This window comes from Pantoea sp. SGAir0430, assembly GCF_043549295.1.
On sequence record NZ_CP039427.1, the window covers coordinates 2,973,399 to 2,985,220 of the forward strand.

13 protein-coding genes are annotated in these 11,822 nt (G+C 57.0%); 11 read left to right on the top strand and 2 right to left on the bottom strand.

The features are described from left to right. The first annotated feature begins 54 nt into the window (after positions 1-54). From E7738_RS14070 to E7738_RS14110, 9 genes are all read left to right on the top strand, one after another. Entirely contained in the window at positions 55-537 is a 483-nt protein-coding gene (locus E7738_RS14070) for a fimbrial protein (protein ID WP_394515726.1), read from the top strand. Beyond that, positions 538-1,029, top strand: a complete 492-nt coding sequence (locus E7738_RS14075) for a fimbrial protein (RefSeq protein WP_072209746.1) — start codon at positions 538-540, stop codon at positions 1,027-1,029. It abuts the gene before it with no gap. Between the two features lie 35 nt (positions 1,030-1,064). Further along, complete coding sequence (locus E7738_RS14080; RefSeq protein WP_262264856.1) at positions 1,065-1,874, top strand: MrpH family fimbial adhesin; 810 nt, start codon at positions 1,065-1,067, stop codon at positions 1,872-1,874. A 143-nt stretch (positions 1,875-2,017) separates the two neighbouring features. Further along, the gene (gene pstS / locus E7738_RS14085; RefSeq protein ID WP_021506928.1) at positions 2,018-3,061 is read left to right on the top strand and encodes a phosphate ABC transporter substrate-binding protein PstS; all 1,044 of its coding nucleotides are present in this window, start codon (positions 2,018-2,020) and stop codon (positions 3,059-3,061) included. 86 nt (positions 3,062-3,147) lie between these two features. After that, positions 3,148-4,110 (top strand): phosphate ABC transporter permease PstC, encoded by a 963-nt coding sequence (gene pstC / locus E7738_RS14090; RefSeq protein ID WP_031279603.1) that lies wholly within the window; start codon positions 3,148-3,150, stop codon positions 4,108-4,110. Continuing rightward, complete coding sequence (gene pstA / locus E7738_RS14095) at positions 4,107-4,994, top strand: phosphate ABC transporter permease PstA (RefSeq protein ID WP_021506926.1); 888 nt, start codon at positions 4,107-4,109, stop codon at positions 4,992-4,994. The genes pstC and pstA overlap by 4 nt, the downstream gene beginning before the upstream one ends. Positions 4,995-5,038: 44 nt before the next feature. Continuing rightward, positions 5,039-5,812: a phosphate ABC transporter ATP-binding protein PstB gene (pstB, locus tag E7738_RS14100; protein ID WP_021506925.1), complete on the top strand. Its 774-nt coding sequence runs from the start codon at positions 5,039-5,041 to the stop codon at positions 5,810-5,812. A 14-nt stretch (positions 5,813-5,826) separates the two neighbouring features. Continuing rightward, positions 5,827-6,561 carry a phosphate signaling complex protein PhoU gene (gene phoU, locus E7738_RS14105; protein WP_021506924.1) on the top strand — a complete coding sequence of 245 codons (735 nt, stop codon included), beginning with the start codon at positions 5,827-5,829 and terminating at the stop codon, positions 6,559-6,561. A gap of 119 nt (positions 6,562-6,680) precedes the next feature. After that, positions 6,681-7,919 (top strand): MFS transporter, encoded by a 1,239-nt coding sequence (locus E7738_RS14110; RefSeq protein ID WP_058775621.1) that lies wholly within the window; start codon positions 6,681-6,683, stop codon positions 7,917-7,919. Between the two features lie 149 nt (positions 7,920-8,068). Here E7738_RS14110 and yieH read toward each other — a convergent pair whose 3' ends face one another. Further along, positions 8,069-8,731, bottom strand: a complete 663-nt coding sequence (gene yieH / locus E7738_RS14115; protein ID WP_021506922.1) for a 6-phosphogluconate phosphatase — start codon at positions 8,729-8,731, stop codon at positions 8,069-8,071. A gap of 151 nt (positions 8,732-8,882) precedes the next feature. Here yieH and E7738_RS14120 point away from each other — a divergent pair, with 151 nt between their 5' ends. Beyond that, positions 8,883-10,196 carry an NCS2 family permease gene (locus E7738_RS14120; protein WP_058770726.1) on the top strand — a complete coding sequence of 438 codons (1,314 nt, stop codon included), beginning with the start codon at positions 8,883-8,885 and terminating at the stop codon, positions 10,194-10,196. 27 nt (positions 10,197-10,223) lie between these two features. Here the strand turns inward: E7738_RS14120 and E7738_RS14125 are convergent, their stop codons facing one another. Continuing rightward, positions 10,224-10,988 (bottom strand): 4'-phosphopantetheinyl transferase family protein, encoded by a 765-nt coding sequence (locus E7738_RS14125; protein ID WP_058758203.1) that lies wholly within the window; start codon positions 10,986-10,988, stop codon positions 10,224-10,226. 293 nt (positions 10,989-11,281) lie between these two features. Between E7738_RS14125 and E7738_RS14130 the strand changes: the two genes are divergently transcribed. After that, on the top strand, positions 11,282-11,791 hold the full coding sequence (locus E7738_RS14130; protein WP_031279601.1) for a flavin reductase family protein: 510 nt from the start codon (positions 11,282-11,284) through the stop codon (positions 11,789-11,791). Positions 11,792-11,822: the final 31 nt, after the last annotated feature.

Here is an 11,822-nt window from a genome sequence, read left to right on the forward strand (position 1 = left end):
TAAGCTTTCTGATGCATGTAGCAAGCCAAACTCGTTCTCTGCATGTAGGAATTTATGGCGCGTTATTTCATATTTACTTTTTTTTGTCTGGTGTTTTTATCCGATGCACTGGCATCGTCATTTAGTGTGAATATTTCCGGTAACGTGATGGTACCTTCCGACTGTAAAATAAATAATGGTATGCCGATCAGTGTTAATTTCGGCGATGTGCGCACCGATAAAATAGATGGGAAAGCGTATCAGCAACCTGTGTCATTTACGCTTTCCTGCACTAATCTTCCCTCTAATGCGCTTAAACTCCAGCTACAGGGGAATGCAGCCAGTTTTGATAGCGGTGCGTTACGCGCATCAGTTAGCGGGTTAGGTATTGCGTTTTTTAAGTCTAGCGCTGAAAGGTTAAATATTAATACCAGCTGGGTAAACTTTACTTATCCCGCGCTGCCGGTTATTACGGCCGTCCCGGTGAAAGATAACAGCAGCAGTTTAACGGGTGGAAGTTTTACTTCAGCGGCAACACTGGTAGTGGAACTGCAATAAATGAAACGTACGTGGTTAATGGCACTATTGCTGCCCGCTATGCTGAAGTATAGCGCAGTGGCTGCTTTCAGCGTGCAGGCTAACTTCAGTGGAAAACTCATCGAGCCGCCCTTATGTCAGATTAACGGCGAAAAGCCAATTATGGTGGAGTTTGGTTCAGTGGTTATTTCCCAAATCAATGGCGACAGCTACAGAAAACCTGTCTCCTGGACGTTAACCTGTAGCAATAATCCCGATAAGAGTATGCGTGTACAAATCAGTGGCACCGGAAGCGCATTTAATTCTGCTTTGCTGGCGACCAGCCAGCGTGATTTGGCGATTCAGATATTAAGCGGTAAAAATGGCGAAAACGCCCTGGCACTGAATAACTGGCTGCCGTTTACCTTTCCTGCGCTGCCCGTCATTCAGGTGGTACCGGTGAAAAAAAACGCCGCGGTGTTAACCAGTGGTGACTTTTCTGCTTTTGCTGCGCTGGTGGTTGAGTACCAGTAGATGATCGGCGTTGACGCAACCACAGGATTAGACCAATGCTAACAGGGCTTGTTTTCCGCTATCTGGCTTTTTTCGCTGGCCTGCTGCTGTTCTTTTCAGCGCAAGCGATGGAAGCCCCGCGCGTAGATGGCATTCGCTGGGTCAACGCAAGCCAGGTTGAAATTACCTGGTCAGTGGTGGATGTCGGTATGATATCCGGCTATGCCCGCTGTAACTCTTCAGAGAGAACCTGCGCAGCAGGCATCGGTGTCAGCGCCTGGTTTATCGGGCATGGCACCGTATTCAGCGCTGCGGGCGGGCCGCAAATTTACGTCGATCAGGGCGAGAGCCTGGCCTCGGTGGCTGAACGTTTTATCCGTTTTAATGGTCGGGGTGGCAAGTTTCTGCGTAACTCAGATACCCGTTATTACAGTTCATACTGCGGCAGCTTTGTGACAGCCTCCGCGACCGTAACTGACTATTCCGGAATGGTTGCGCCCTGGGCACCTTGCGTCAACATTCCGGTGGTGCCGGTATCCTGTTCGGTAAGCGGAGCCGTGCTGAATATTAATCATGGTACGCTGGCCCCGGCCGCCGTTAATGGCGCCAAAGCCAGCGTTAACTTCTCGCTTTTCTGCAACCGTGATGTGAATATCAGTTTTGCGCTTGCCGGTGGGATCAATATCCTCAAACTGAGCAACAACATCAGTACGCTGTTATCACTGGCTGACGGGAGCCTGAATAAACCGCAATTAGTGCGGGCTAACGTGACGACGCCGTTCACGCTGATTTCGACGCTCTCCTCAACAACCCCCAGTCCCGGTAACTTTACCGGCAGCACGGTGGTTTTCATTAATTACCTCTGATTTGCCAGCCGACCCGGTTGTCATATAACTGTCACAATTCGTACATTTCACTGTCATCAAACTGTCCTATTTTGCCTCCAGCAGCAATCACTGACTCTTACTAAAACGGCGTCAAGCCTGATTTTTAATCCCCTGGAGGGAACATGACACTGATGCGTAGCACCGTAGCCCGAATTCTCGCCGCCACCTTCGCAGTAAGCGCGGTTTCTGCTTTTGCAGCCACCGACCTGACAGGCGCAGGCGGGACGTTCCCGGCACCGGTTTATGCCAAGTGGGCAGCAGAGTATCAGCAAGCCACCGGTAGCAAAATCAACTATCAGGGTATTGGTTCCTCGGGTGGCGTGAAGCAAATCATTGCCAAAACCGTGGATTTCGGTGCGTCCGATGCGCCGATGAAAGAAGAAGATCTGCAGAAAAATGGCCTGTTCCAGTTCCCGACGGTGATCGGTGGCGTGGTGCTGGCGGTGAACATTCCCGGCGTTAAATCTGGTGAGCTGACGCTCGACGGTAAAACGGTCGGCGACATCTATCTCGGCACCATCAAAAAGTGGAACGATCCGGCGATCACCAAACTGAACCCGGGCGTGAAGCTGCCAGACACCAACATCAACGTGGTGCGCCGCGCGGATGGTTCCGGCACCTCTTTCGTCTTCACCAGCTACCTGTCTAAAGTGAATGAGACCTGGAACAGCAAAATCGGTAAAGGCAACACCGTCAACTGGCCAACCGGTCTGGGCGGTAAAGGTAATGACGGCGTGGCCGCGTTTGTACAGCGTCTGCCAGGCTCGATTGGCTACGTAGAGTACGCCTACGCCAAACAGAACAACCTGACTTACACCAAACTGGTTGATGCCGATGGCAAGCCTGTGGCACCGAGCGAAGCCAGCTTTGCAAACGCCGCCAAAGGCGCTGACTGGAGCAAATCCTTTGCCCAGGATCTGACCTTCCAGAAAGGCAACGACGCATGGCCGATCACCTCAACCACCTTCATCCTGATCTATAAAGAGCAGGCGAATGCGGAGAAGGGTAGTGAAGTGCTGAAGTTCTTTGACTGGGCGTACAAAGGCGGCAGCAAAACGGCTACGGCGCTGGATTACGCTGCGCTGCCAGAGAGCGTAGCGAATCAGATTCGTGCTGCCTGGAAAGCCAACATCAAAGACAGTTCCGGTAAAGCGCTGTACCAGTAAGTGTATGACCCGGCCAGCGTCCGCGCTGGCCAGCCTGATGGGCGGCCTTGTTGCCGCCCTGATTACCCTCTGAGATCGAGAATTCTATGGCTGCCACTAAGCCGACGTTTAAAGCACCGGGCAAGCAAGGCGACATGATATTCGGCGCGCTGGTGAAGCTCTCCGCGCTGATCGTATTACTGCTGCTGGGTGGCATTATCGTCTCCCTGATTTTCTCCTCCTGGCCGAGCATCCAGAAATTTGGCTTCTCCTTTCTGTGGACCAAAACCTGGGATGCGCCAAACGAAGAATTTGGTGCGCTGGTGCCGATTTACGGCACCCTCGTAACCTCACTGATTGCCTTAATCATCGCGGTGCCGGTGAGTTTCGGTATCGCCCTGTTTCTGACCGAACTGGCGCCAAACTGGCTGCGCCGTCCGCTGGGTACCGCGATTGAGCTGCTGGCGGCCATTCCCAGCATCGTGTACGGCATGTGGGGCCTGTTTATCTTTGCTCCGCTGTTCGCGGAGTATTTCCAGACGCCGGTTGGCGACGTGCTGGCAAATATCCCGATCGTCGGCGCGCTGTTCTCCGGTCCGGCCTTCGGCATCGGTATTCTGGCGGCGGGCGTGATCCTCGCCATCATGATTATCCCTTACATCGCCTCGGTGATGCGCGATGTGTTCGAACAGACGCCGGTGATGATGAAAGAGTCTGCCTACGGCATCGGCTGCACCACCTGGGAAGTGATCTGGCGCATCGTGCTGCCGTTCACCAAAAACGGCGTGATCGGCGGCGTGATGCTGGGTCTCGGCCGCGCGCTGGGCGAAACCATGGCGGTCACCTTTATCATCGGTAATACCTACCAGCTGGACAGCGCATCGCTGTTTATGCCCGGCAACAGTATCACCTCAGCGCTGGCGAACGAGTTCGCCGAAGCCGAATCCGGCGTGCACGTGGCGGCGCTGATGGAGCTTGGCCTGATTCTGTTCGTGATTACCTTTATCGTACTGGCGATCTCCAAACTGATGATCCTGCGTCTGGCGAAGAGTGAAGGAGCCCGTTCATGACAGCAATTGAAATGCAGGCGCGCGCCGAGCTGGAAGCCTCGCGCCGTAAAATGCAGGCGTGGCGCAGCACCAAAAACAAAATTGCCCTGACGCTCTCGCTGCTGACCATGGCGTTCGGCCTGTTCTGGCTGATCTGGATTTTGTTCACCACCGTCACGAAAGGGATCGATGGCCTGAGCTGGACGCTGTTTACCGAATCCACGCCGCCGCCCAACACCGCGGGCGGTGGTCTGGCGAACGCCCTGGCGGGCAGCGGCCTGCTGATCTTCTGGTCCACCTTCTTTGGCACGCCGCTGGGCATTCTGGCGGGTATCTACCTGGCAGAATATGGCCGCAAGCACTGGCTGGCGGAAGTGATTCGCTTCATTAACGACATCCTGCTGTCCGCGCCGTCGATTGTGGTCGGCCTGTTCGTGTACACCATCGTGGTGGCGCAGATGCAGCACTTCTCCGGCTGGGCCGGTGTGATAGCGCTGGCGCTGCTGCAGGTGCCCATCGTGATTCGTACCACCGAGAACATGCTGCGGCTGGTGCCGGACAGCATGCGTGAAGCGGCTTATGCGCTGGGCACGCCGAAGTGGAAGATGATCTCGGCTATTACGCTGAAAGCCTCGGTCTCCGGCATCATTACCGGTGTGCTGCTGGCGATTGCGCGCATTGCCGGTGAAACCGCACCGCTGCTGTTCACCGCGCTGTCGAACCAGTTCTGGAGCACCGACATGATGCAGCCGCTGGCCAACCTGCCGGTGACCATCTTCAAATTCGCCATGAGCCCGTTTGCCGAATGGCAGAGCCTGGCGTGGGCCGGTGTGCTGATTATTACGCTGTGCGTGCTGCTGCTGAACATCGTGGCGCGCGTGATTTTCGCCAAAGGCAAACACTAATTTTCCGGCGCGGCTTCGGCGGCGCTGCACATGAGAGATGAGCAATGAGTATGGCAACTCCTTCTGCCGGTAAAATTCAGGTGCGCAATCTGAACTTCCACTACGGTAAGTTCCACGCGCTGAAGAACATTAATCTGGATATCGCCAAAAACCAGGTGACGGCGTTTATCGGTCCGTCGGGCTGCGGCAAATCCACCCTGCTGCGCACCTTCAACAAAATGTACTCGCTCTATCCGGAGCAGCGTGCTGAGGGTGAAATTCTGCTGGATGGCGACAACATTCTGGCATCGCATCAGGATATCGCCCTGCTGCGCGCGCGCGTCGGCATGGTGTTCCAGAAGCCGACGCCGTTCCCGATGTCGATTTATGACAACATCGCCTTTGGCGTGCGGCTGTTTGAGAAGCTGTCGCGTGCCGATATGGATGAGCGCGTGCAGTGGGCGCTGAGCAAAGCCGCGCTGTGGAATGAAACCAAAGACAAGCTGCACCAGAGCGGTTACAGTCTCTCCGGCGGTCAGCAGCAGCGCCTGTGCATCGCGCGCGGCATCGCGATTCGCCCGGAAGTGCTGCTGCTGGATGAGCCATGTTCGGCGCTGGACCCGATCTCTACCGGACGCATCGAAGAGCTGATCACCGAGCTGAAGCAGGATTACACCGTGGTCATCGTGACCCACAACATGCAGCAGGCGGCGCGCTGTTCCGATCACACGGCGTTTATGTATCTGGGCGAGCTGATTGAGTTCAGCGACACCGACACGCTGTTTACCAAGCCAGCGCAGAAGCAGACAGAAGATTACATCACCGGTCGTTACGGCTGATTCAGGAGAGAAACATGGATAATTTAAATCTGAACAAACATATCTCCGGTCAGTTCAACGCGGAGCTGGAGCACATTCGTACTCAGGTGATGATCATGGGTGGCATGGTGGAGCAGCAGCTTACCGATGCCATCACCGCGATGCATAACCAGGATGGCGAACTGGCACGCCGGGTGATCGACGGTGACCAGAAGGTCAACATGATGGAAGTGGAGATTGATGAAGCCTGTGTGCGCATCATCGCCAAGCGTCAGCCTACCGCCAGCGACCTGCGTCTGGTGATGGCGATCATCAAAACCATTTCGGAGCTGGAACGCATCGGCGACGTGGCGGAGAAGATCAGCCGTACCGCGCTGGAGAAGTTCGGTCAGCAGCATCTGCCGCTGCTGGTGAGCCTTGAGTCGCTCGGGCATCACACCGTGCAGATGCTGCACGACGTGCTGGATGCCTTCGCGCGCATGGATCTCAACGAAGCCATTAAGATCTACCGCGAAGACAAAAAGGTGGATAAAGAGTACGAAGGCATTGTGCGCCAGCTGATGACCTACATGATGGAAGATCCGCGCACCATTCCCAGCGTGCTCACCGCGCTGTTCTGCGCGCGTGCCATCGAGCGTATCGGTGACCGCTGCCAGAACATCTGCGAAATTATCTTCTATTTCGTGAAAGGTCAGGATTTCCGTCACGTTGGCGGTGACAAGCTGGATGAACTGCTGTCGGGCGACGACGGCAGCAATAAACCCTCCTGATTGACGTGATGACTGCCTGTTAGCGCTGAGGCTGACAGGCAGTGCGCTTGATTTCTGCCTGTTCTCAACCTGCCGCTCTCTTTATACTTGGCGCACATTTTTCTGCCAGGTGCTGTTTTATGTCCTCTGCAAATAACAACAAAACCGCCGTTACGCCGGCGAAAGCGATGGTGGCTGCCGTCAGCGGCTATGCCATGGATGGATTTGATCTGCTGATTCTGGGCTTTATGCTGCCGGCGATCAGCGTGTCGCTGGCGCTGGATGCGTCGCAGGCCGGCTCGCTGGTAACCTGGACGCTGATCGGCGCGGTGGTCGGCGGCATTGTGTTTGGTCATCTGAGCGATCGCTATGGCCGCATCCGCATTCTGACCGTCACCATCCTGATGTTCTCGCTGTTCACCGGGCTGTGCGCTGTTGCGCAGGGCTACTGGGATCTGCTGGCGTATCGTACGCTGGCCGGCATGGGGCTGGGCGGTGAGTTTGGCATCGGCATGGCGCTGATTGCCGAAGCCTGGCCGAAGGAGAAGCGTAACCGCGCCTCGGCGTGGGTCGGTATCGGCTGGCAGCTCGGCGTATTGCTGGCGGCCTTTATCACGCCGCCGCTGCTGAGCGTGATTGGCTGGCGCGGTATGTTCCTGGTTGGCCTGCTGCCGGCGCTGGTGTCGTTTGTGATTCGCCGCAGCATGGGCGAGCCGGAAGCCTTCACCCGCCATGTGGAAAAAGCCCCGCATCTCTCCTTTTCCGCGCGCATTAAACTGCTGTTTGCCGATCGCGCCACCAGCAAAGCCAGCCTCGGCATTCTGATTCTTTGTTCGGTGCAGAATTTTGGCTATTACGGCCTGATGATCTGGATGCCAAGTTATCTCTCTTCCAGCTTCGGCTTCAGCCTGACCAAATCCGGCCTGTGGACGGCCGTTACGGTGGTGGGCATGACGTTCGGCATCTGGCTGTTCGGCGTGCTGGCGGACCGCTTTGCGCGCTGGAAGATTTTCCTGCTGTACCAGTTTGGTGCCGTGGCGATGGTGGTGGTTTACGCCCAGCTGCGCGACCCGACGGTGATGCTGTTTACCGGTGCCATCATGGGGATGTTTGTTAACGGCATGATTGGCGGCTACGGCGCGCTGATCTCGGACACTTTCCCACCGCAGGCGCGCGCCACCGCGCAGAATGTGTTGTTCAACCTCGGCCGCGGCGTCGGCGGTTTCGGTCCGCTGGTGATCGGCATGCTGGCCACGCATATTTCTTTCACCGCTGCGATTACGCTGCTGGCGCTGATTTACCTGCTGGATATTGTCGCTACGCTGTTCCTGCTGCCAAAAAGCCAGGGCAATGAGGATTCGCTGGGCGCGATTGGGTGATTTTTTCCCCTCACCCTAACCCTCTCCCGCAAACGGGAGAGGGAACCGTTCAGTGCGGTTTTACAAACCTGTGCTTCACCTTAACACCCGCTCGATCGGCCCCTTCTCCCGCTGGCGGGAGAAGGCTGGGATGAGGGGGCTGCGCGCACTTACCTGACCACATCCCAGCCACGTGCACGCCACAGCGCTGGCAGCTGCGCCATATCGTCAAAACGCGTCACCAGCGGGTGATCAATCACCGGATTGTGTGCATCGGCACAGTAGTAAAACACCGGTATGCCAGCGGCGATGCCAGCCCGCGCGCCAGCCTCTGAATCATCCACCAGAATGCACTTTTCAATCGGCACCTGCATCTGTTCCGCCGCGTGGTACATCAGCTCCGGATCCGGCTTCCAGTGATTAATGTCATAGCCGCTGTACAGGCGTCCGCTCAGATACGGCAGCATGCCGGTCAGCCCCAGCGAATGCTCCATTTTCTTCACCGTACCGTTCGACACCACGCACATCGGCACCTTCACGCGCTCCACCAGCGCTCTGGCGCCGGCAATCGGCTGCAGATCAAGATCAAACAGGCGCGCCACTTCCGCGCGGTAGGCACTCTCCACCTCAGCTAGCGGCAGTGTCACCTGATGCTGTGCCGTCACATCGCGGATGATGTCGTAAAGCTTCACCCCTTTGTACTGCTCAAACATCTGCTGCAGCGAGAGTTCGATACCGTAACGGGCAAAGGTGTTGACGTAGGACTGCGTGCAGATCACTTCGCTGTCGACCAGCGTGCCATCGCAATCAAAAAAGATACATTCAACTGACATCGCACCTCATCCTTTTAGTAAACAATAAGCTGTCACTCTAGCGCACTCAGCGCAGAAAGCGACCCCAGGCAACCGGTTGCGAAAAATCAGTGTTTTGCGGCGCTAAAGTCTATAGGATACGCGGCGATAAATTTTTCATCGGAACAGCGAAATGAACGAGCAGGGCCTTTTGCAGCGTATTTTCAGGCTGCAGGAACACGGAACCACCGCGCGCACTGAAGTGATTGCCGGTTTCACCACTTTCCTGACGATGGTGTATATCGTCTTCGTTAACCCGCAGATTCTTGGTGCCGCAGGCATGGACACCCAGGCGGTGTTTGTCACCACCTGCGTGATTGCTGCGTTCGGCAGCATCCTGATGGGGCTGGTGGCCAATCTGCCGGTGGCGCTGGCACCGGCCATGGGCCTCAACGCCTTCTTTGCCTTTGTGGTGGTGGGTGCGATGGGCTACTCGTGGCAGGTTGGCATGGGCGCAATCTTCTGGGGCGCGCTGGGGCTGCTGATCCTGACGCTGCTGCGCGTACGCTACTGGATGATCGCCAATATTCCGCTCAGCCTGCGCGTGGGCATCACCGCCGGTATCGGTCTGTTCATCGCCATGATGGGGCTGAAAAACGCCGGTATTATTGTGCCCAACGCGGACACCATCGTGACCGTCGGCAACCTGGCCTCGCACAACGTGCTGCTCGGCGCGCTCGGCTTCTTTATCATTGCGATTCTGGCGTCGCGCAACATCCACGCGGCGGTGCTGGTCTCTATCGTAGTGACCACCGCGATCGGTCTGCTGCTGGGCGACGTGAAGTTTACCGGGCTGTTCGCCGCGCCGCCGGCCATCACTTCGGTGGTCGGCCAGGTCGATATCAAAGGCGCGTTCAACGTGAGCATGGCGGGCGTGATCTTCGCCTTCATGCTGGTCAATCTGTTTGACTCGTCCGGTACGCTGATTGGCGTAACTGATAAAGCGGGCCTGACCGATGAGAAAGGTACTTTTCCGCGCATGAAACAGGCGCTGTACGTGGATAGCATCAGCTCCGTCACCGGTTCGCTGATCGGCACCTCTTCGGTGACGGCGTACATCGAAAGCTCATCCGGCGTGGCGATTGGTGGCCGTACCGGCCTGATGGCGGTAGTGACCGGCATCCTGTTCCTGCTGGTGATGTTCCTGTCGCCGCTGGCTGCTATGGTGCCCGCCTATGCGGCGGCCGGCGCGCTGATTTATGTCGGCGTACTGATGACGGCTTCGCTGGCGCGCGTGCGCTGGGACGATCTCACCGAAGCGGTGCCGGCGTTTGTCACGGCGGCGATGATGCCGTTCAGCTTCTCGATCACCGAAGGTATTGCGCTCGGTTTTATCTCTTACTGCGTGATGAAACTCGGTACCGGACGCTGGCGTGAAATCAGCCCGTGCGTGGTGGTGGTGGCGCTGCTATTTGTGCTGAAAATCGCTTTTATCGACGCGCACTAAACGCAACAGGCCGCGGGTGCGGCCTGATTATCCGGGATGCCTGACTTCCGGCTGACTGGCGACACGCTCGCCGGGCAGGCTGGTGAGGCGCAGGGTGCGCGGACCGATGTTGGGTTTGCTCATCTCCACATCGCGCAGCGACTGCCACTGCTGCTGCGCATCAATCTCCCACAGCCGTAAACGCTCAGTGCCGGGCGACAGCGCGCAGGACCACACCAGCGTCGGCTCGGCATCACACACCGCCTGAATATCGGGATAGACGCTGGATCGCAGCCGGCCGGCCGCCGGATGCAGCCGCAGCGCATCAATACCGCTATCTGCTTCGCCGGTCAGTTTGAGGATGCTCTGGCGTAGCGTCCAGATCTGCGTCACCGCTTCCATAAAATCCTGCTGTGCGTTAATCCACGCCTTTTCACCCGATGACAGCCCCTGCGTCAGGGCATCCTGTGCCTGACGGCTATGCGCCCGAACGATTTCCATATCCAGGCCAGCGCGCCCGCCTTCTTCTGCCAGCAGCACGCCGACCATATTACCGGCATAGGAGATACTGAAGTCAGGCAAATTAGGATCGGCAAAGCAGGGACGACCGCTGCTGCTGGCGATCAACGGTGGCAGGTCACGAATACCATAGACGCGCAGCATCAGCTGGGCCAGCAGCGCGCGTGCGGCAAGAAAGCGGCCGCGGCGCTTATCAGGCAGGTGCCCGGCGCTGGTCATCACATCCTGTGGAACCCGCATGGTCTCTGGGGTGAGGGGCGGGTTAACCACCCAACGAACAAAATGACTAGCCATCTGTCGCTCCGTGAAAATGGTCGGATAATCATCAGGGCTATTGTAAGAATTTTCTCATGGGTTTGCATCCGGCTTACGCTGGATAGCCAGTAAATTCAGATAAGGACGAGGCGAATCTCATTGCCATGAGCTGAAATTGAATATGAGGCTTTTGCACATTGGTATCGGATGGGGTGCCGAAGCGGCGGATGTGGTGTAGGATTTGGACAGGAAAGAGCTGCACAATGAAGTGCTTAAATTATTCACCTATCTGCCAATCGTGCGCATCGCAAACCATGCACGTCGGAGTTGTTATGTCTGTTACCTCTCTTGCTCGCCAGGAATCGATCTCGCTGGATGAATTTCGTCACGGCATGCGCCGTCTCACTGCCGGTGTCTCGCTGGTGACCACCTCATCCAGCGGAGAAAAGTTCGGGCTGATCGCCACCTCGGTCAGCTCGCTGGCAGCGGAACCGCCCAGCCTGCTGGTCTGCGTCAACCGCAGCGCATCAAGCCACGATGCCATTCTGCAGGCGGGCTACTTTGCCGTGAACGTTCTGCGCGAGCAGCACGATGACCTGTGCGCGCAGTTCAGCTCGCCGACGCGCCGTGCTGAGCGTTTCCAGAGCGGTGAATGGCAAACCCTTAATACGGGCGCGCCCGTGCTGGCTGATGCCCTGGTGAGCTTCGATTGTCAGCTGGAAAAAACGGTGGAGTGGAACACCCACAGCGTGCTGCTGGCGCGTATCGTGGGTATTGCGCTGCCGGGCGAAGCGACAGCGCCGATGGTCTACTTCAACAGCGGTTTTCACTCGCTGGGCTAAGTCATGGCGCAGCGCGTCGTGCGGCTGCGCT